This window comes from Bacillus sp. AK128 (assembly GCF_053903075.1).
In genome coordinates, this window is record NZ_CP096379.1 from 954,145 (window position 1) to 974,687 (window position 20,543).

Annotated in this window: 25 protein-coding genes; 18 read left to right on the plus strand and 7 right to left on the minus strand. The window is 37.9% G+C overall.

Going from position 1 to position 20,543, the window contains the following annotated elements:
- Positions 1-3 precede the first annotated feature (3 nt).
- The 5 genes from ytfJ to M1D60_RS04520 all read left to right on the plus strand — a co-directional run bounded on the left by ytfJ (position 4) and on the right by M1D60_RS04520 (position 4,491).
- Positions 4-492, plus strand: a complete 489-nt coding sequence (ytfJ, locus tag M1D60_RS04500) for a GerW family sporulation protein (RefSeq protein WP_456277996.1) — start codon at positions 4-6, stop codon at positions 490-492.
- 430 nt (positions 493-922) lie between these two features.
- Positions 923-1,423: a thiol peroxidase gene (gene tpx, locus M1D60_RS04505; protein WP_456277997.1), complete on the plus strand. Its 501-nt coding sequence runs from the start codon at positions 923-925 to the stop codon at positions 1,421-1,423.
- Positions 1,424-1,634: 211 nt separating this feature from the next.
- Positions 1,635-2,618, plus strand: a complete 984-nt coding sequence (locus tag M1D60_RS04510) for a class I SAM-dependent methyltransferase (RefSeq protein WP_456279348.1) — start codon at positions 1,635-1,637, stop codon at positions 2,616-2,618.
- A 144-nt stretch (positions 2,619-2,762) separates the two neighbouring features.
- Entirely contained in the window at positions 2,763-3,953 is a 1,191-nt protein-coding gene (locus tag M1D60_RS04515) for an acetate kinase (protein WP_456277998.1), read from the plus strand.
- 31 nt (positions 3,954-3,984) lie between these two features.
- Entirely contained in the window at positions 3,985-4,491 is a 507-nt protein-coding gene (locus M1D60_RS04520; protein WP_456277999.1) for a MogA/MoaB family molybdenum cofactor biosynthesis protein, read from the plus strand.
- Between the two features lie 221 nt (positions 4,492-4,712).
- Here M1D60_RS04520 and M1D60_RS04525 read toward each other — a convergent pair whose 3' ends face one another.
- Positions 4,713-5,027 carry a hypothetical protein gene (locus M1D60_RS04525; RefSeq protein ID WP_456278000.1) on the minus strand — a complete coding sequence of 105 codons (315 nt, stop codon included), beginning with the start codon at positions 5,025-5,027 and terminating at the stop codon, positions 4,713-4,715.
- Positions 5,028-5,162: 135 nt separating this feature from the next.
- Here M1D60_RS04525 and M1D60_RS04530 point away from each other — a divergent pair, with 135 nt between their 5' ends.
- Positions 5,163-5,315 carry a hypothetical protein gene (locus M1D60_RS04530; RefSeq protein WP_456278001.1) on the plus strand — a complete coding sequence of 51 codons (153 nt, stop codon included), beginning with the start codon at positions 5,163-5,165 and terminating at the stop codon, positions 5,313-5,315.
- Positions 5,316-5,363: 48 nt separating this feature from the next.
- Here M1D60_RS04530 and M1D60_RS04535 read toward each other — a convergent pair whose 3' ends face one another.
- Positions 5,364-6,746 (minus strand): purine-cytosine permease family protein, encoded by a 1,383-nt coding sequence (locus M1D60_RS04535; RefSeq protein WP_456278002.1) that lies wholly within the window; start codon positions 6,744-6,746, stop codon positions 5,364-5,366.
- Positions 6,747-7,049: 303 nt separating this feature from the next.
- On the opposite strand from M1D60_RS04535, the gene M1D60_RS04540 reads away from it, so the two are divergent.
- From M1D60_RS04540 to ald, 3 genes are all read left to right on the plus strand, one after another.
- Positions 7,050-7,817: an SDR family oxidoreductase gene (locus tag M1D60_RS04540; protein WP_456278003.1), complete on the plus strand. Its 768-nt coding sequence runs from the start codon at positions 7,050-7,052 to the stop codon at positions 7,815-7,817.
- Positions 7,818-7,890: 73 nt separating this feature from the next.
- Positions 7,891-8,262 carry a hypothetical protein gene (locus M1D60_RS04545; protein ID WP_456278004.1) on the plus strand — a complete coding sequence of 124 codons (372 nt, stop codon included), beginning with the start codon at positions 7,891-7,893 and terminating at the stop codon, positions 8,260-8,262.
- A gap of 89 nt (positions 8,263-8,351) precedes the next feature.
- On the plus strand, positions 8,352-9,473 hold the full coding sequence (gene ald, locus M1D60_RS04550) for an alanine dehydrogenase (RefSeq protein WP_456278005.1): 1,122 nt from the start codon (positions 8,352-8,354) through the stop codon (positions 9,471-9,473).
- A 373-nt stretch (positions 9,474-9,846) separates the two neighbouring features.
- Here ald and M1D60_RS04555 read toward each other — a convergent pair whose 3' ends face one another.
- On the minus strand, positions 9,847-10,941 hold the full coding sequence (locus M1D60_RS04555) for a M24 family metallopeptidase (protein ID WP_456278006.1): 1,095 nt from the start codon (positions 10,939-10,941) through the stop codon (positions 9,847-9,849).
- A 169-nt stretch (positions 10,942-11,110) separates the two neighbouring features.
- Here M1D60_RS04555 and M1D60_RS04560 point away from each other — a divergent pair, with 169 nt between their 5' ends.
- The 8 genes from M1D60_RS04560 to M1D60_RS04595 all read left to right on the plus strand — a co-directional run bounded on the left by M1D60_RS04560 (position 11,111) and on the right by M1D60_RS04595 (position 17,748).
- The gene (locus M1D60_RS04560; RefSeq protein WP_456278007.1) at positions 11,111-11,617 is read left to right on the plus strand and encodes a DUF4178 domain-containing protein; all 507 of its coding nucleotides are present in this window, start codon (positions 11,111-11,113) and stop codon (positions 11,615-11,617) included.
- Positions 11,618-11,631: 14 nt separating this feature from the next.
- Complete coding sequence (locus M1D60_RS04565) at positions 11,632-12,303, plus strand: PspA/IM30 family protein (protein ID WP_456278008.1); 672 nt, start codon at positions 11,632-11,634, stop codon at positions 12,301-12,303.
- A gap of 139 nt (positions 12,304-12,442) precedes the next feature.
- Positions 12,443-13,078: a DUF4247 domain-containing protein gene (locus M1D60_RS04570; RefSeq protein ID WP_456278009.1), complete on the plus strand. Its 636-nt coding sequence runs from the start codon at positions 12,443-12,445 to the stop codon at positions 13,076-13,078.
- Positions 13,079-13,100: 22 nt separating this feature from the next.
- Positions 13,101-13,496, plus strand: coding sequence for a DUF350 domain-containing protein (locus tag M1D60_RS04575; protein WP_456278010.1), 396 nt, complete (start codon positions 13,101-13,103; stop codon positions 13,494-13,496).
- A gap of 26 nt (positions 13,497-13,522) precedes the next feature.
- Positions 13,523-15,073, plus strand: coding sequence for a polyamine aminopropyltransferase (locus M1D60_RS04580; protein WP_456278011.1), 1,551 nt, complete (start codon positions 13,523-13,525; stop codon positions 15,071-15,073).
- A gap of 268 nt (positions 15,074-15,341) precedes the next feature.
- Complete coding sequence (locus tag M1D60_RS04585; protein ID WP_456278012.1) at positions 15,342-16,019, plus strand: metal-dependent hydrolase; 678 nt, start codon at positions 15,342-15,344, stop codon at positions 16,017-16,019.
- An 85-nt stretch (positions 16,020-16,104) separates the two neighbouring features.
- Positions 16,105-16,362, plus strand: coding sequence for a hypothetical protein (locus M1D60_RS04590; RefSeq protein ID WP_456278013.1), 258 nt, complete (start codon positions 16,105-16,107; stop codon positions 16,360-16,362).
- A gap of 72 nt (positions 16,363-16,434) precedes the next feature.
- Positions 16,435-17,748: a DRTGG domain-containing protein gene (locus tag M1D60_RS04595; protein WP_456278014.1), complete on the plus strand. Its 1,314-nt coding sequence runs from the start codon at positions 16,435-16,437 to the stop codon at positions 17,746-17,748.
- Between the two features lie 147 nt (positions 17,749-17,895).
- On the opposite strand, the gene M1D60_RS04600 is transcribed toward M1D60_RS04595, so the two are convergent.
- Positions 17,896-18,195, minus strand: a complete 300-nt coding sequence (locus M1D60_RS04600) for a YtpI family protein (RefSeq protein WP_456278015.1) — start codon at positions 18,193-18,195, stop codon at positions 17,896-17,898.
- Positions 18,196-18,322: 127 nt separating this feature from the next.
- On the opposite strand from M1D60_RS04600, the gene M1D60_RS04605 reads away from it, so the two are divergent.
- Entirely contained in the window at positions 18,323-19,261 is a 939-nt protein-coding gene (locus M1D60_RS04605) for a DHH family phosphoesterase (protein WP_456278016.1), read from the plus strand.
- Between the two features lie 71 nt (positions 19,262-19,332).
- Here M1D60_RS04605 and M1D60_RS04610 read toward each other — a convergent pair whose 3' ends face one another.
- From M1D60_RS04610 to M1D60_RS04620, 3 genes are all read right to left on the minus strand, one after another.
- On the minus strand, positions 19,333-19,527 hold the full coding sequence (locus M1D60_RS04610; RefSeq protein ID WP_456278017.1) for a hypothetical protein: 195 nt from the start codon (positions 19,525-19,527) through the stop codon (positions 19,333-19,335).
- A gap of 111 nt (positions 19,528-19,638) precedes the next feature.
- A complete protein-coding gene (gene ytrI / locus M1D60_RS04615; RefSeq protein ID WP_456278018.1) occupies positions 19,639-20,151 on the minus strand; it encodes a sporulation membrane protein YtrI in 513 nt (170 codons plus the stop codon).
- Complete coding sequence (locus M1D60_RS04620) at positions 20,148-20,489, minus strand: YtrH family sporulation protein (protein ID WP_456278019.1); 342 nt, start codon at positions 20,487-20,489, stop codon at positions 20,148-20,150. Before M1D60_RS04620 ends, ytrI begins: the two co-directional genes overlap by 4 nt.
- Positions 20,490-20,543 lie beyond the last annotated feature (54 nt).

The following is a 20,543-nucleotide window of genomic DNA, read 5'->3' on the forward strand; positions in this document are numbered from 1 at the left end:
AATATGGCAGAGCATCCGATTCAAGGCTTAATGACGACTGCAATGGAAAGTTTAAAACAAATGATTGATGTAAATACGATTATCGGTGATCCAGTAGAGACCCCCGATGGCAGTGTAATCCTAACGGTTTCAAAGGTTGGTTTCGGTTTCGCAGCTGGTGGAAGTGAATTCCAGGTTGATGCTGGCTCAAAAAAGGAAGGACAAGAGTCACAATCACCTAAGTTACCATTTGGCGGTGGTAGTGGTGGTGGTGTTTCCATTACGCCGATTGCCTTCTTAATCGTAAATGCTTCAGGTGTAAAGATGCTTCATTTGGATGAAAGCACACATCTGTATGAAAAGATTTTAGAGGTTGCACCACAAGCTGTTGAAAAGATTCAGCAAATGTTTAGCAAAAATAGCAATAACAACAACCAGCAAAATAACAACCAAGACCAAAATCAAAATAATGGACAAGGTCAAAACCAACCAAAACAAACACTAGACTTTTAACAAGAAGTTAACCGAGCAGGTTAACTTTTTGTTTTGAAATAAAGGTTATTTTCATTGGGGTTTTTTAGGAGTTTCCTTATAAATATAACCCAATTAATACGCCGATTGATTGAAACGGAAGGTGCGAGACTCCTGTGGGAGTAGCGGGACAGGTGAGACCCCACAGGCTGTAAGCCGAGGAGGCTCACCGCCCGCCCCACGGAAAGCGAAGCAACCTGGAGTGGAAATCAATCTCTTGTGTAAAAACAAAGCTTTCGAAGCAGCTTTTAAAGATGGTTACAATATAACAGTTTAATGTAATAGCACATCTACTTAAATAAAACTACTTTATTAGCAAAAGGAAACATTATCAAGTTTTATATTTGCATTAACGACCTGATGTCGGTAGAATGAGAATGAATCTTACTAATAGCTTGGGAGGAATTTATTGATGGCGTCTGTAACGTTTAAAGGAAATCCAATAACATTGTTAGGTAATGAGGTAAAGGTTGGAGACAAGGCACCTGATTTTACTGTATTAGCAAATGATTTATCTCCTGTTACTCTATCTGATTCAAAGGGTTCAGTTAGACTTATTAGTGTAGTTCCATCCATTGATACTGGAGTATGTGACGCACAAACTAGGAGATTTAATGAAGAGGCAGCTAAGTTAGACAATGTCAAAGTACTAACAATTAGTAATGATCTCCCATTCGCACAAAAGCGCTGGTGTGGAGCTAATGGTATTGAGAATGTTCAAACATTATCTGATCACCGTGATCTATCTTTTGCTGAAGCATATGGTGTTCAAATGAAAGAGCTAAGATTATTAGCTAGATCTATTTTTGTTGTAGATAGCAATGATACTGTCACTTATGTAGAATATGTAGGTGAGGGAACTAGTCATCCTGATTATGACGCAGCGATTGAAGCAGCAAAGGCAGCGAAATAATAGAATTTACATAATGAAATTCCCCAACGCCTCGTTGATTCGAGGCGTTTTTCCATCGTATAAATAGAATTATCTTTAAAAGGTTTCTTATTATAGACTTGTATAACAACGAACAAAATTAATTTTATCTGTTGGAAAAAATAGTGTAGTCTACAGTCGATAATAAGAGGGAAACAACAGAGGAGGAACAAATATCGTGACAATGACAACAATGGAAAGCTGGTTTACTAAGGTAGATCAAACCGCCAGCATCCTACAAGGTGAATTAGAAGTTTCTTATTTAGAAGCAGTCTACCTAACAGGTGTTAATTTTTTTGAAGGTGAGATTGTACAGGAAGAAATTCTGCAAAATGAAATTCTATCGAAGCGACTAAAGAGAGAGTATGAATCGTTTGAATTAGATGGGATTTCTAAGGAAGAACTTCGCAAAGGGTACCAGCTAGCAATCCTAAAAGGAATGAAGGAAGCCACTCAGGCTCACCATCAAATGACTCCAGATGCAGTAAGTCTTTTTGTCGGTTATTTAGTTTCTAAGCTTACCTCAAATGAGAAGCAGATATCAATTCTTGATCCGGCAATTGGTACTGCAAATCTTTTAACCGCTATTTTAAATCACTTACCTGATAAACAAGTGACAGGATATGGAATTGAAATAGATGATTTACTAGTGAAACTAGGCTTCTGTAATGCTAATCTACAAGAGCATCATATTGAGTTTTTTAATCAAGATGCATTGCAAGACTTGTTCATCGACCCAGTCGATTTAGTCGTATGTGATCTTCCAGTTGGATACTATCCAGATGAAATGAGCTCCCAAAAATTTCAATTAAAAGCAAGTAGTGGTCATTCACTAGCCCATCATTTATTTATTGAACAGAGTTTTCAATATACAAAACCAGGTGGTTATCTTCTGTTTATTGTTCCGAATTCTTTATTTGAAGGAGACCAAACCAAGGCATTACATGATTTTATAAAGGAGCATGGTGTGATTCAAGGATTGCTACAGCTTCCTCCAAGCATGTTTAAGAAAAAGGAGCATGCTAAAAGTATATTCATGCTACAAAAAAAGGGACCAAATGTTACACTTCCTAAGCAAGCCTTACTCGCAGAACTGCCAACCTTCTCAAATAAAAAAGCAATGGAAGGGATGATTCAACGTATTGATCAATGGTTTGCAAGTGAGCTAAATGGATAAGTTAATGTTCTCTTATTAATTCTCGACTATTTTGTTTAAAAACTAATTTATAGAATAACCTATAAACAGTATGTATTATAAAATTTTTAATTACATAAAAGTAACTAACATCATGAGTTTAGATAGCAAGAAGGAGCTGTTACTATGTCAAAGATTATCGCCATTAATGCAGGAAGTTCTTCTCTCAAGTTTCAACTTTTTGATATGCCAAGCGAGACAGTTGTTACGAAGGGACTTGTTGAAAGAATTGGTCTTGATGAAGCAGTATTTACCATTGTTGCAAATGGAGAGAAAATACAGGAAGTTACCGATCTACCTAATCATGCAGTAGCGGTCAAGCTTTTGTTAAACAAATTAACTGATCTCAACATTATTTCAAGCTTAGATGAGATAGATGGAATTGGTCATCGTGTTGTTCATGGAGGAGAAAAGTTCACAGATAGTGTAATGTTGAACGAAGAGGTAATAAGCGACATTGAGAAGCTTTCAGAGCTAGCACCTCTCCATAATCCAGCAAACGTTGTTGGAATTCGAGCATTTTATGAAGTCCTGCCTAATGTACCTGCTGTTGCTGTGTTTGATACAGCTTTCCATCAAACCATGCCGGAAAAATCCTTTTTATACAGCCTTCCATATGAGTATTATGAGAAATTTGGAATTCGAAAGTATGGATTTCATGGTACTTCCCATAAATATGTATCGAGGAGAGCTGCTGAATTACTAGGAAGACCAATCGAGCAGCTTAGGCTTATTTCATGTCACTTAGGAAACGGTGCCAGTATTGCAGCAATTGAAGGAGGAAAATCCATTGATACCTCAATGGGATTCACACCTCTTGCTGGGGTCGCAATGGGGACCAGATCAGGAAATATTGACCCTGCTTTAATTCCTTTTATTATGGAGAAGACAGGGAAGACTGCAGATGAAGTTCTTCAAGTGTTAAATAATAAAAGCGGTATGTTAGGGGTATCTGGTTTTTCAAGTGATTTAAGAGATATTGAAAAATCAGCATCTGAAGGTAGTGAGCGTGCGGAGCTTTCCCTTGAAGTATTTGCGGGGCGAATCCACAAGTATATTGGTTCCTATGCGGCTAGAATGTCTGGTGTAGATGCAATTATTTTTACAGCAGGAATCGGTGAAAACAGTGATGCGATCAGAGCTAGAGTATTAAACGGATTAGAATTTATGGGTGTATATTGGGATCCAGCCTTAAATAAGGTACGAGGCGAGGAAGCCTTTATTAATTATCCGCATTCTCCAGTCAAAGTAATGGTAATCCCAACCAATGAAGAAGTGATGATTGCAAGGGATGTATCTAGACTAGCAGGAATTTAGGATTGTTGTTTAGGTAAAGGAGATTTTTAGAATGAGTGTAACGGAACACAAGGCTGAAGCACCTAAAAGTGTAAGTTGTAAAATCATAACGGTTAGTGATACACGAACGGAAGAAACAGATAAGAGTGGAAAAGCAATCATTCAATCTCTGGAGCAAGCCAATCATCAAATCCTGGAATATGTCATTGTAAAGGACGACCAGGGTCAAATTAAAAGTGAAATCTTAAAGGGGCTTGAAAACGAAGAAATCGATGTGGTTCTAACCAATGGTGGGACTGGAATATCTAAGCGAGATGTGACCATTGAAACGGTTCAACAAATCATCGAAAAAGAAATTGTCGGGTTTGGTGAGTTGTTTAGGATGATTAGCTATACAGAGGATATCGGCTCTGCTGCGATGATGTCTAGAGCAATTGCAGGTGTAACAGGGACGACTGCCGTCTTTTCGATGCCTGGGTCAACCGGTGCTGTGAAACTGGCTATGGAAAAGTTGATTATTCCAGAGCTTCCCCATGTTTTACGAGAAATTAGAAAATAACAAAGCATCGCCCACGTGTGGGTGATGCTTTGTTATTGAAAAGTAAAGAAATGATTAGTTTTTTGTGTTATTTTTTAACGATATTTTGTAGTAATCTAGCTTCAGCACCCAGCCCCTCGAGGTTAAATAACCTGAAGAGAATAAAATGGAAAGAGCACCATTTTTTTCTCTTCAGAACATTTACTTGTCGGGGCTAAACGGGGCGCTTGCGCCTTTTGTTCTTATAAATGTGCTTTCGACGATACTTGCTGATTCGCCCGGTACCACAGCCAGAGATCATTAATGATAGAAGCCAGCTCAGATATTTCGGAATTTAGTAGACAAGAACGAGGAAAGTCATTTTCATTATCAAGCTCTGCTTGTTTACTATTAATCTCGTTCTCAAGCTCTCCAATTCGATCTGGTATCCGTCCGCGAATTTTCTCCCATATCATTAAAATTTCTTGTTGCTCTTTATCTGTAAAGGTATCCCATGACTTGGAGAAATCAGGTACTGAAATTCCAAGTCGGTTATTAAACGAAAAATTTTCATTCATTGAACATTCCCCCAACCATCTATAGCTCCATTGTACACAATTTTATAATTACTTTCTAATTCCACCTATTTCCTCCCTCTACAAGAGAATACTTACCTTGGCTACTTCGAACACTATAAAGGGAGGTGTTAAGATATGGATAAAAAAGAAACGCAGGATCCTTCCTTCCAATTCTTCTATGACGAAGTGGGAGAAAAGGAAATAATGGACCAGCTTGTTGATTCGTATCAGAGTGGTTATGAGTATACAGTTACTCAAGAGCATGATCCTCAGCATCAAAAGAAATAAATATTTAGTAGTGAGGCACCCTTGAATGAAGGCTGCCTTTTTCACTTTTTATAAAGAAATCCCTTGATCTCGCTCTATTTGTCTTTTACTGTCTAGCTTTTTGGTACGATTACTCCATTTCTTACTAACGATATAAAGAACTGTACTTAGTAAAAAGGCACAAAACCCTGGTGAATAGGTGTCCTCAATAATAAAGTAACTAATCATTCCCATTGTAATCGTCATAAAAGCAGAAGCATTTAATTGAAAAATAGGGGGTGTCATAATAGCTTCGAGATCTTTTTCGCTAATTTTATTCCCTTTAAATACAATGAAATCTGTAATAATAACGGCAGATAAAGGAATAACAAACCCACCTAAGAGTGAAATGAATTGCTTTGCTTCTGTTACTAAAGATGGAAAACAGCTTATTGCTATTGCAATTACTCCAAACACAATCGCACTTCTAACTCGACCTAAATTAGGTAAGCTATTTAGTAAGCTGAAGGCACCGGTATAAGCATTACTCATATTTATAGATACCATCGAAAATAGTGCTGATACAGTGATGACAAGGATGAGTAGATTTGAGTCTGTCAGCTGAGTAGCTGACACAAACGGATTGATATGATTCATCGCCTGTGCTGAATAGGCGGCTAACAAGGCTGCCATCGTAAAGCCTATAATATTACCACTCAAAAGGCCATAAAAGGAATGCTTTTCTGATTTCGAATATCTAGCTATATCAGCGGACGAGCTCACCCCAGATACATACTGTATAAAAGCAAGGCTAGCAAAGAATAAGAAGCTAGTCGGTGAAAAATCCTGAGATTCTGTGACAACACTTAAAAATGTTTTTTCTAGCTGATCTGTAGTAATGTATAAGTACATAATGAGCATTTGACCAATTATTAAAATAGGTATGAAGAATTTGGTTGCCTTTTTAATGGCATCAAATCCTATGAGAGCTAAAACCGCCATGATTGCAGCTAGTAGTACGGATATTAGTAAAAACGGAAGCTCGATTTTAAATAAACGATAAGATAATTCACTTATTACATAAGAACCACCAATTGTTTGAACAGCAAACCAATATAAAGAAGTGATGGCCCGAATAGGTGAGGCGACAAACCGTGCTCCTTTTACCCCGATGATGGAACGAATAGCGTATTGTGAAGGAATCCCATGGGTGGCACCGGGCAAACTGAGCCAAGCAACAAAGAAGAAAGCAAGGGCCGCTCCAAGAACCGTACTAAGAACTGCATATTGAAAAGAGAGCCCACCTTCTAATACAGCCATAGCGGGTACGAGGAAGTTACCAGCATTGACGGAAAAAGCAATTTGTATAAAAGTATAATCTAGCCATTTGGATGTTCGAAGTTCTTTTGGTACAGGGTCTAGTCCGAATCGTTCAACTAATTCTTGTCTTTTTTTAGGTGTTGCGCTATTCATATGTCGTGCTCCTTTTAGATGACCTATAAGAGGATGTTCAAAAAGTCCGGTGAAAATGACACATCGAATTTCTTCGTTGGCTTGCTTTTCCGTTCCTCACGTATTAATTGCATAGGAACTTCTGCTAAAGTCATGCACGTCCTGTGCATAACGCAGAAGTCATCACATCCTGTGCAAGCCCGGTACTCAAAGCTTCACCGCCTTGAACTTCTCGGTCCTTTTCATCCATCTTTTTGAACACGTTCTATAAGTTATTTTACATGAAAATAAGCAATTACGAGTAAATTTTGGGGAGGTTCATAGATGAAAAATCATGTTTTTATTACCGCTGGCTCAAAAGGTATAGGTCGTAAGGTTACCGAGATGCTTGTGAGAAAAGGTTATTTTGTTACAGTGAATTATCGCCAGGACCAAACTGCTGTAGATTCATTACGAGAGCTTCTATCAACTTACTCAGACCAACTTCTTTTCATTAAAGGAGACATAACGAAAAAAGAGGATATTCAAAGGATGATTAAAGAAGCAGTGATGGCTGCTGGACCCATTGATATTCTTATTAACAATGCAGGACCGTATATTTTTGAACGAAAGAAGTTAATGGATTACAGTGATGGTGAATGGTATGAGATGATTGAAGGGAATTTGAGCTCTGTTTTCCATCTCTTAAAGGAAGTCGTACCAGGGATGAGAAAAAATAAATTTGGGAGAATCATTACATATGGTTTCCAAGGAGCAGACACTGCACCAGGCTGGATTTACCGTTCTGCGTTTAGTGCTGCCAAGGTTGGACTTGTCTCATTGACGAAGACCCTCGCGTTGGAGGAAGCTGAAAATGGGATTACCGCTAATATGGTTTGTCCAGGAGATATAGTAGGAGCTATGAAGGAAGCTTCCATTGATGATGCAAGGGAGCATCCTGAGGTAAATCAAGCACCGATTGGTAGGTCAGGTACAGGAGAAGACATTGCCAGGGTAATCGAGTTTTTATGTGACGAAAATTCAGATATGATGACGGGATCTGTTATTGAAGTAACAGGTGGATTAGATGTAATCAATCGCTTTAGACAATAGTTATACCATATTTTTCTATATTTACTGAATATATTATCCATTTTTTCATCATCATAAGTAATGAGGTGATAAGATGAGAGGGTTATTAATTAGTATCGCGATAATATTACAATTTGTGTTAGTAAGCTCCCAAGCATTTGCTGCTGATTTTACAAATAGTCAACTGTTTAAGGTAACGATCCTTCAGAATAATGAAGAAACTGAATTTGAGTTTGAGAACCCATCCCACTATGAATGGGAAAAAGGATCGACAGTTGTAAAAGGGAAAGAGGCACAAAAGGTAGTAACTGATATTTTTAATGAATTAAGTCTTACAAAACAGACAAAGGTTAATGAAATAAAAGTAAATCTTGAACAGTATGGATTTACAGAAGTGGATCATTTTGTAGTTAGATGGATTGATCAAGATGGAAAGCTCTACACATGGCATTGGGAGAAGGAATAAATGGAAGAATTTTGTTCCACAAATTGTCGTTTGATGTTATAGTTAATACGGTCTTGTTCAAGCGTTATTTATAGTAGGAGGAATGTTAAATGCGTATAGGGGTAGCAAAGGAAATTAAAAACAATGAGAACCGTGTTGCTATGACACCTGCAGGCGTTGTAAACCTTGTTAAATTTGGACATGAAGTGTTCATTGAGGACAATGCAGGTGTTGGTTCTGGGTTTACCAATGAACAATACATAGAAGCTGGCGCAAAAATCGTTGAGTCTGCTGAAGAAGCATGGTCGATGGACATGGTGATGAAGGTAAAAGAACCAATTCCAAGTGAATATCGCCATTTCAGAGAAGGCTTAATATTATTTACATACTTACATTTAGCACCTGAGCCTGAGCTTACAAAGGCTTTAATTGATAATAAGGTAATCGGAATTGCTTATGAAACCGTTCAATTACCAAACGGATCTCTTCCATTACTAACTCCAATGAGTGAGGTAGCCGGAAGAATGTCTTCTCAAATTGGTGCACAATTCCTAGAGAAGCCGAAGGGCGGAATGGGAATTCTTCTTGGGGGAGTACCAGGCGTACACCGTGGGAAAGTAACCGTAATCGGAGGCGGCGTAGCAGGAACAAATGCTGCAAAGGTAGCAATTGGACTAGGTGCACATGTTTCCATTTTAGATGTAAATCCAGATCGTCTTCGTCAACTAGACGATATTTTTGGAACGGATGTAACAACATTAATGTCCAATCCATTAAACTTGGCTGAAGAAATTGCTAGTTCAGACTTAGTCATTGGAGCAGTTTTAATTCCAGGTGCTAAGGCTCCGAAGCTTGTTACTGAAGAAATGATTAAATCAATGAGACCGGGTTCTGTCGTAGTGGATATTGCGATTGATCAAGGTGGAATTTTTGAAACAACCGATCGTATCACTACACATGATGCACCTACGTATGAAAAGCATGGTGTACTACATTACGCGGTTGCCAATATGCCTGGTGCGGTTCCACGTACGTCTACAATGGCGCTTACAAATGTAACGGTTCCTTATGCTGTCCAAATTGCTAATAAGGGCTATAAGCAAGCTTGCCTAGAAAACGAAGCATTATTAAAAGGAATTAACACATTAAATGGATTTGTGACATATAAAGCAGTAGCTGAATCTCATGAGCTACAATATGCAGATGCACGCGAAACTTTAATGTATCTATAATACTAAAAGGATCTTTTACATGGGTTTTCTCCAATATTGAGGGAGAATCTTCATGCGGAGGATCCTTTTTAGTTTTTTAGAGGTGATTAGGAAGCTAGACTAGGCAAGTCCACACATTATAGGTTGAAGTTAAAGGTCAAGTGGTGGTCAAGATAGGTTTTATTGTACACTTTCTGGTGTTTATCAACGAAAATGAAAGTTTATTAAACACTTTATTCAAGTTATCAACGAATCTTAAAATTTATCAAACACTTTTTACTTTTTATCAACGAAATAACAAATATTGGAAAATTGAGACAGCGTTACTAAAAAAGCAGACCCTATCACATGGAAAAGGTCTGCATTATTTTTTTTATTAGAATTAGCGAGTTCCTTATAAAATTTGTAATTCCTTCGGATACGAAGTAAAGGTCTCAAATCCATTTTCAGTAATGAGGACATCATCCTCAATACGAACGCCACCTACACCTGGTAAATAAATTCCGGGTTCAATCGTAAATGTCATACCAGTTTGTAGCTCTTTAGTATTCGTTGCGTTCATGGATGGATATTCATGAACACCAATACCAAGGCCATGTCCGATTCTATGGGTAAAATACTCCCCGTATCCTTTGTCGGTAATTATGGCTCTGGCTGTTTGATCGATGTTGCCGATTTGAACACCTGGTTTACAAATGTTTAAGGCTGCCATCTCAGCTTTCAATACCGTTTCATAAATCTCACGTTGTTGGTCGTTTACTTCTCCAAGAGCAACTGTACGTGTGATATCAGAGCAATATCCGTTAAAAACCACACCAAGATCAAAAAGGACAAGATCGCCCTTACGAAGCATGGATAAACCTGGTTTTCCATGAGGAGCGGCTGTTTTCTCCCCGGTTAGTACCATTGTGGAGAAGGACATTTCAAGAATACCTTTCTTCTTCAACTCGTACTCAATAGTCGCTAGTATTTCTAATTCAGTCCTCCCCTCTTTAATCGCGTTAACTCCGACCTCGACCCCATAATCGGCAAGCTTGCCAGCTTCTCTTAAAAGGGCAATTTCTTGCTCGTCTTTAATAAGACGTAGATCGTTTAATTTTTCCTCAACAGCAAGTAAAGTTGGAGTACCAAAAGCCTCATTAATCTTTTCAACACGTTCATAAAGTACGTGGTCTTTTTCTAGAGCAAGTTTAGACGGCTTACCAATTCTCTTTTCAACCGCTGACTTAACAAAATCCCACGGTTGATCAGTATCTGAATACCCGATGATTTCATATTCCCAACCGGTTGCTTTTACTTGTTCTTTCTCCATGTTTGGCACAACGATAATTGGTTCATGATCAGCGAAGACGAATAATGCAACTAAGCGTTCATGTGGGTCCGTATAAAATTTGCTTAAATAGAAGACATTAGCCTTTGAAGTAATCATGCTAACAGGGATATCTTCTGCCTTCATCCAAGATACTAATTGTTCTAGTCTTTTCTTCATAATTTGCACTTCCTTTATGGCTCTTTTGTACATTACTTTAACAATGTTTGGAAAAGGTGTAAACTTTATTTATAGAAATTAAAAAAATCCTGAAACTATTTTTAGGATGAGACGTATTACATAAGTAGAGGGAGCGTAACAAATAAGTTTTTAAAGTAGAGGTGGAGTTGTGAGTTTTTTTCGTAAATTGTTTACAAAGAAAGAGGAACGCCCAATTGTTAAAGAACGTACCGTATTTAATTTGCAAATGGACGATTTTGTTACGTATGAGCTAGAGGATTACCAGGTAGTGGGAAAGCTTACTTACTCTGATCATGGTTTCACCTGGCATGCTTATCAACTTCAAGCACTTGACCGTGTGATTTGGCTCAGTGTAGAAATGGATGATGAGCTTGATCTCGGTATATATGAAAAATGTAAATTAAAGCTATCCGAACCCATTCCAAAGGAAATTGATTTTGAAGGAACAAAGTACTATCTAGATGAAAAGGGAGTGGCACAAGTATCAGGTATAGGAAGAGGACAAAATGTGAATGGTGCCTCTTGTAAGTATTTTGACTTTTGTGATGAAGACGAAGAAGCCTTTTTATCAGTCGAGATTTGGGGTAGTGAAGTAGAAGTGAGTAAAGGTTATTCCATTGAAGAATATGAACTAAAAATTATTGCATCTAAATAAGGGAGGAATATGATATGTTTCAATTTTTTAAACGAGTTGGTACAGTAGTGAATTCTGAATTAAATGCGATGTTGGATAAGGCTGAGGATCCTGTAAAAATGCTTGATCAGTTTATGCGTGATATGGAATCTGATATTAGAGAAGCGGAAGCAGCTGTTGCAAAGCAGATTGCGAATGAGAAGATGTTAAAGAAAAAGGCTGATGAAGCTGAGGCACTTGTAAATAAACGTCAGGAACAAGCAGTAAAAGCATTAGAGGCTGGTAATGAGGATTTAGCTAGAAGAGCACTTGAGGACAAAAAGCAACAAAGTAAGCAGGCAGAAACGTTCATGGAATCTTATACTCGTGCAAAGAGTGATGCAGATACTCTTCGCGAAAAATTAGATGAAATGAAAAATGAATACCAACAAATGAAGCTCAAAAAGGATAGCTTAAAGGCTCGTGCTGAATCAGCGCAAACCAGAACAAAGATGAACCGGGTAATGTCTGGAATTGGCGGAGATGAATCTCGCCAAGGCTTTGACAGAATGGAAGAAAAGGTTATGAGATATGAGGCTGAAGCTGAAACAAGTGAAGATATGTCATCAAGGAGCAGAAGTTTGGATGATGAGCTGGCAGCTTTAGATAAAAACAAAGGTGTGGATGATGAATTAGCCGCACTAAAGAAACAGCTTGGGAAAGAATAATAAATTCAAATTGTAGCGCCTTATTGCTGGGCGCTAATCTTTTTTTTGCGTAGTATTGAAGTACTTAAGAAAAACATTATTAAAACAGAAGGAATTATATTTTTTTTATTTAATACTCATATAGGGGGTGGTGATCTATATGCAACGGATTTGCTCTGTGATCGTCCTCTGTTTATTACTATCTGCTTGTGGAATGGATAGAGGCATTCCAGGGACAGAAATAGTAACAGGTGGAAGTTTAGAAGAAGGAATGTATCATAGCGCCTTGGAGCTTGCGGATGCAAAGTATCCTTTCGTGGATATGGTGAAAAGTGGTTCAAATCAACAGGACGTGTCAAGAGTGTATGCAGTAGAAGGCGAGTCAATTGACGAAGTGGCAAGTTATATCGAGGGACATGTTGTTAGTCAGCCTATTGAGGTTTCTGAAACTAAGGATCAAAAAAAGGTGATCGTGTATGAGCAACATTTTGTAACATTAACAGCAGATCCTGAAAATGCTACAACTACCTTAATTGAAATTGCAGATTATGGATTTGTCCGAGATAACTATCAGCCAGATTTCTTTGATGGCTTGTTGGTATTGTGGCTTTTAGATGAAGTGTTGGATGTCGATGATTGGAAAAAGAAACAAAAGCAAAGATGTGATCAATCAACAGGTGGCTGCTATGGTAGCTATGGGGGATCAGGTGGCGGTTATAAAGGGCCAATTGGGCAGCCTTCGTTACGAGGAGGGTCTTCTTCAGTAAGAGGTGGAGGACCAGGAACTGGAAAATAATTAAGGTGAGAGGAGATTAGGAATGGGACCGTTTATTTTAACTTTTATGTATTTTATCATTGCAATTGTTGTGGTCTTGATTGGACTATTTGTATTTGAAGCATTAACTAAGAAATATAAGGACTGGGATGAAATTAAAAATGGTAATCACGCTGTAGCTCTATCCATTGGAGGAAAGATTATTGGGATTTGTATTATTCTTTCATTTTCCGTCTATCATAGTGTGAGATTAACAGACACGTTAATTTGGGGGGCATTTGGGGTAGTGCTACAAATGATTGCCTATTTATTATTTGAAGTTTTCACACGGAAATTTTCAGTTGAGGAACAGCTTCATAAAGGAAATATTGCAGTCGGGATTGTAGCATTTTGTGTATCTGTTGGGCTAGCTTTTGTAATTGGAGCTTCTATAACGTAATTAGGGATATTAAAGGGTGAATGACCATGGACTCAACCGATATACGAAAAAGTAAGGCGATTTATTGGGCCTCTGGAATTGTATCCATTTGTGGAATTATCTTTGAGGTATTATTTGGGGCGATTGGCTCCTACATATTAGGAGATGGGGTAAAGCAGTACACCTTAACGATTTCATTATTTTTAACAGGTATGGGGATTGGGGCCTCTTTGAGTGAATATATCACAAAGAGGCTGATTTTATCCTTTGTTTGGATTGAGTATTCCATCGCTCTCATAGGTGGATTCTCTGCCTTTTTATTATTTGGAATCAATGCCTATTTAAGTAGTGGAACAGATGCATTGTTTTTATACAGTATTACTCTCTTGGTAGGTGCCCTAACAGGTGTTGAGCTGCCTATCTTAATTAGGAAAGCAAATGAAATCGGTGTTTCTTTAAATAAAAGTACAGCTAGAGTGCTATTTTCAGATTATGCAGGTGGGTTAATTGGTGGGCTCTTATTTGTATATCTTTTAAGACCACAGCTAGGAATGGTGAAGTCGGCTTTTTTTGTGGCACTGATTAATGCTTCAGTAGCTCTTTGGGTATTATATTATTTTCGAAAGGAAATTAAGCGGACAGCCATACATGCAGTAGCTGGAGTAATTATTATCCTATCCTTAATTGCGGGTTTATTTTTCGGGGAGGAAGCAGCTTTTTCCTTTGAACAGAAAATGTACCGCGATCCCATTTTGTATGCTGAAGAATCTAATTATCAACGGATCATTTTAACAAAGGAACAAGGGGATGTACGTTTATTTTTAGATGGACAGCTACAATTTAGTTCGAGTGATGAATATCGTTATCATGAAATGCTTATTCATCCTACGATGGCTACTGCCACGAATAATCAGCATGTGTTAGTGCTAGGTGGCGGTGATGGGCTAGCGGTAAGGGAATTGTTGAAATATGATTCTATTGAAACGATTACATTAGTAGATTTAGATCCTGCTATTGTCCAATTAGCAAAGGAGCATCCAGATTTAGTTGAGTTAAATAAGCAAGCTCTTTCTAATCAAAAAGTAAAGGTCGTTAACGAGGATGCCTTTGAATTTATGGAGAAAATAGATGTGTTTTATGATGTAATCATTGTAGATTTACCTGACCCGAACAATGAGTCTCTTAATAAGCTGTATACACTAGAATTCTACTCTTTATTAAGAAATCATTTGCACCCAGGTGGCGCCATGATGGTTCAGGGTACAAGCCCTGTGTTCGCTCCAGAAGTGTATTGGACGATTGATCATACAGTGAAGGCAACTGGATTACACACAGAAAATTTACATCTAGACATTCCTAGCTTTGGTAATTGGGGATTTGTATTAGCAAAAAGAGAGCCTTTCCAGCTAGAGGATGCGAAAATTGAGATCGAGACCAAATATTTAACACAAGATACTTTGTTAGCTTCTAACCATTTTGGCAAAGATGAAGATGGAATGTTTTACAATGACCGTGGGGAACAGATTGAACTAGAGGTCAATTCTCTAATCGATCCTCATATCATTGAAAAATACGAGAAGGCTTGGCTTAATTATTAGGTTTTTTCATAAAGATTGTTGTTATTTGGATACCTTTGTTACAACATTGAGTTGATTGGAGCGAAAGGCACTCGACTCCTGCGGGAGATAGAGGGAAGCGTGAGACCCCGCAGGCGAAGCCGAGGAGGCTCACGTCCCTCCCCGCGGAAAGCGAGTGCCTGTAGCGGAAATCAACGGACCCGATACAAATTCTATTTATTAAAAATAACAACAAAGCATATGAAAATACTATTAATAACTATTATTTCATATAAGGGAGAGTGTTAGAATGAAGGTATCTTATCATGGACATTCAGTTGTAAAGGTTGAGGCAAACGGTAAAACGATTTTGTTTGATCCATTTATTAACGGAAATGGTTTAACTGATTTAGTAGCTGATGAAGTTACAGCAGATGTCATTCTATTAACACATGGACATAATGACCATGTAGGTGATACAATCTCGATTGCGAAAAGAAATGATGCTCTAGTGATTGCACCAAATGAGTTAGCTGGCTTATTAGGTAAGCGTGGACTTCGCGTCCACCCAATGCATATTGGGGGAGCATACCAATTTGATTTTGGTAAAGTAAAGCTAACTCAAGCTTTTCATGGTTCTGCTTATGAAGAAGATGGTCAAGTTTACTATACAGGTATGCCAAGTGGAATGCTTTTAACGATCGATGGAAAGACAATTTTCCACGCGGGTGATACTGCCTTATTCTCTGATATGAAATTAATAGGTGACCTTAATCAAATCGATCTTGCTTTCCTTCCGATTGGTGATAATTTTACAATGGGCCCTGAAGACGCGGTCCTAGCTGCAAAGTGGATAAAGGCGAAGAAGGTCGTTCCTATTCACTACAATACGTTCCCAGTCATCGAGCAGAATCCTGATTCCTATGTGCAGCAGTTAGATGAAGGTGTGGGGCAAGTCCTACAGCCGGGAGAAGTAATTGAATTATAAAATTCGTTGAAGCAAATGTTTAGGCATTTGCTTCTTTTTTATTCCCTTCGAACATACATATGAATGAAACAAGCTTTGGGGGGATATGATGAGAAATCGATTAATGCTTTGCCTTTTAATTTGTGGGGTCTTAATGTACTATGCTGTCCCTAGATTAACCATTCATTTTTCAGGGATAGATGGAATATTCGCTGCTGCCTGGTTTGGCTTGGCTTTATTAGTAATCGGTGGCAACTTAGCTGGATTCCTATACACAGCTAAAAAACAAAAGAAGCAAAGAAAACAAGGTTTCAGAAGACTGAAAACCTCAGAAAATGCACGGCGCTACCTTTCACAGCATTGAACCGAACGTTATTCACCTTTATAATAAGAGCTAAGAGAGTTTGTTCTTATGAAAGGTGAAGGGTGAAAAAATTTGGCTACGAAGCATGAACAAATTTTGCAATATATTAATGATCTCGAGGTCGGACATAAAATTTCAGTTAGACAGATCGCAAAGGAATTAAATGTGAGTGAAGGAACAGCTTATCGGGCGATAAAGGAAGCTGAAAATAAAGGATTTGTGAGCTCAATCGAACGTGTCGGTACGATTAGAATTGAAAAAAAGAAAAAAGAAAATATAGAGAAGCTGACTTTTGCAGAGGTTGTCAATATTGTCGAAGGAACCGTTCTTGGAGGAAGAGAAGGGTTATTTAAGACCTTGAATAAATTCGTAATTGGGGCAATGAAGCTAGAAGCAATGATGAAATACACAGGTGCAGGGAATCTATTAATTGTCGGAAACAGGACTAATGCCCATAAGCTAGCAATTGAAGCTGGAGCAGCGGTTCTTATTACTGGTGGATTCGACACTGATGAGGACGTTAAAAAGCTAGCTGATGAAGTTAAACTACCGATTATTTCAACAAGCTATGATACCTTCACGGTTGCAACCATGATTAATCGCGCTATATATGACCAATTGATTAAAAAAGAAATTGTCGTAGTAGAAGATATTCTGACACCTATTGAGGCTACAGCTTATCTTTCTATCAATGACACTGTAGGAAGCTGGTACCGATTAAATGGAGAAATGAACCACAGTCGTTTCCCGGTTGTTGATGAGCAGCTAAAGGTACATGGAATGGTAACCGGCAAGGATGTGTTAGGTACTGAAAATACCACTCTTATCGAAAAGATCATGACCAAAAATCCAATCACTGTTAATGAAAAAACATCAGTTGCCTCCGCTGCACACATGATGATTTGGGAGGGGATTGAGGTTTTACCTGTAGTCGATGAGTACAATAAGCTAAAAGGGATTATTAGCCGTCAGGATGTATTAAAGGCACTTCAGGTAATCCAACGACAACCACAGGTAGGTCAAACACTTGACGATAGTGTGATTGACCAATTTGTTGAAGTGGTCAATGCGAAGGGTGAGGAAGTTTTCCAGTGTGAAGTAACTCCTCAGATGACGAACCATATTGGAACGATTTCATATGGAGTATTTACTACCTTAGTCACTGAAGCTGGTAATCGTGTTCTTCGTTCTTATAAAAAAGGTGATCTAGTAGTTGAAAATATTACGATTTACTTTATAAGACCTGTCCAAATCGAGAGTATTATAGAGATTAAACCAAAGGTGCTAGAGGTCGGAAGAAAATTTGGTAAGGTCGATATTTCGGTTTATAATGAAGGTGTAATCGTTGGGAAAGCGATGATGATGGTACAGTTGATTGACCGATAGAGAGCTAGAATAGGATTCTGTGTTATGATGATGTTCTCAATGAGCTAGCCATTTGTGTAAATTTTTAGCGGTTAGTATTAAGAGTTCCAACTAGAAAACAGCCAATACAAAAGAAAAAGAGCTGGTCTATTTGACCGGCTCTCTTTATTATTTGTTACTTTGTGATTCTTCTGCAACTCTTGGTAGGTAATAGCGATAGGATTTGACTCCTGCCCAAATACTCCCACTACCCACTAAAAGAAAAATCACTCCGATAATGATGGATACTTGTGTCGGTTCTGCAATCATTTGATTTAAAGCAAATGAAATCATGAAGACTCCTAATGCAATACTAGACTTAGCAGATACCCATTTTCTATACATCACTTCTCTTGCTCGAAAATATTTAATCTTAAAGTAAGCATAGAAGGATAATGATAAAATTATTAGAATAACTAGTGTAGGCATAAATTTTCCTCCAAACAAATCTCTTATCTATACTATTTTAATCCTATTAGGGGTATAATGCCACCATTAGCAATCAAATTACATAATAGGTTTTAGTCTGAATTTATATTGAAGTAGGTGAACGGGAATGAAGGAACAAATATTAACGACTATTGAAAGATTTGACACCATCATTATCCATAGACATGTTAGACCAGATCCGGATGCATATGGATCACAATGTGGCTTGGCAGAGGTGTTAAAAGCATCCTATCCAAAGAAAGAGATTCTAGTTGTTGGACGGGATGAGGAATCCTTAGGGCATCTTTATAAAATGGATAATGTGGCAAACGAGGCTTATGAGGAAGCTCTTGTCATTGTGTGTGATACAGCTAATCAAGAGAGAGTTTGTGATCAGCGCTATAAAAACGGGGTTACATTAATTAAAATCGACCATCACCCTAATGAGGATCCATATGGTGATTTGCTTTGGGTTGATACAACGGCGAGCTCTGTAAGTGAAATGATTTACGAATTTTATTTGTATGGGAAAGATAAGGGACTCGTTTTAACTCAAGAAGCAGCTCGGTTAATTTATGCTGGAATTGTGGGAGACACTGGAAGGTTTCTATATCCTAGTACCAATACGAGAACCTTTAAATATGCAGGTGAATTAGTTGAGTATGGATTTGATTTACCAACATTATATGATGGGCTTTACACCACGAAGGCCAATGTTGCTCATCTTACGGGCTTTGTGTTACAAAATTTTACGGTTTCAGAGCATGGTGTTGCCTCCATGTATCTTACAAAGGATATTTTAGAAAAATTTGACGTCACACCAACTGATGCTTCCCAACTGGTTGGTTCATTGGGGAATATTGAAGGAATTGTTTCATGGGTCTTCTTTGTGGAGGAAGAGGATCAAATTCGAGTAAGGCTACGATCAAAGGGACCTGTTATTAATGTAGTTGCGGCGAAATATAGGGGTGGTGGTCATCCACTTGCGGCAGGTGCTTCTATATACTCATGGGAAGAGGCAAAGGAAATCATCAATGACCTTGAGGAACTATGTACTCCGAAATAAACAGGGGAGTACTTTAGTACCCCTGTAAAACGGAGGTTTAACGGATGAGTATGATTCAAATGAGAGAAGAATTATGCCTCTGCCTTTTTCTTTACTGGAATGAACCAAAAGCCTTTATCAGTATCATCAATATAAACCTCGATATTTCGAAGCTTCAATTCTTTTTGTAACATGGTTGCTAGTTCTTTGGTTTCAGCATAGGCGGAATACCCTGCTATTATTTGCTGGAGTTTGTCTCGCATTAATTGTTTTCGATTGATAATCATAGCTACACCCCCCATAGAAAGATTAACAACATTTTCCATTCTTGTATTCATTGTATACAAATTAAAGGGTGTTTGCTATACTTTTCTGAATATTTCATAAAATATACAAATTTACTTCTTATCGTGAAATTTCATGGTTACATCGATTTCAAGCTTTGAATATAAAACATAAACACCACGAACTTCTAACCGATACTGCTTTTCGCCAATAGTAAACACACGGTTCTCAATTGCTTTTTGTATGAGTTCTTTACTGTCATATATGGTAGTAATTTCTTTTGCAATAAGATGATTAATCTCTTGCTTGGCTAATGTTTCTAATTCATAGGTTCTAAAATTATCTAATTTAAACTTATCACCATTTGTTAGACTAACATTTATTTCTTGAAGGGTAAGACCCTTTTGATTTTCTTCATTAAGCTTTTGATAATCCTCTTGCCATATTTTAATATCCTCTTTTAAATCTTTAATTTCTTCAGCTTGTTTTGAAATCCAGAGAATTTGAGTATCCTGATATGTGCCAAACATATAGGCAAAAATAACCCAACTTATGAGACCACCAATCACGCCACCTGCAAAAAAGCGTTGCCAGCTTCCTTTTTCATAATAGGGTGGGATTCTCATAGATTTGCATCCTCTTGGGCTAGCCAATTTATGATTAATGAGCCTGTTTGTGCCCCACCAGTTGCAGAGCAAATAATAAATAGCTGTTTAATGATATCCCGAGTATTAGCGTCAAAAATACCCTTTTCAAAGCTATAAAATGCTTCAAAGGAACCACCAATTGCCGCTACAATTGCCCAAATCTTGAGGTTTCCTGCAAGCCGAACCATTGTAAGTAAGGGGGGATTACCGATAAAAAAGGCACCTAATCCTCCAACAATACAACCACCGAGAATTACACCTAAGGCAATAAAGTAGCTACTGAAAAATAGAACATAGAATCCCTCTCGTACACCCATTCCATTCACCCTTTCTGTTACAATATATGGACAGACTTAGAGAAGTATGTTTTG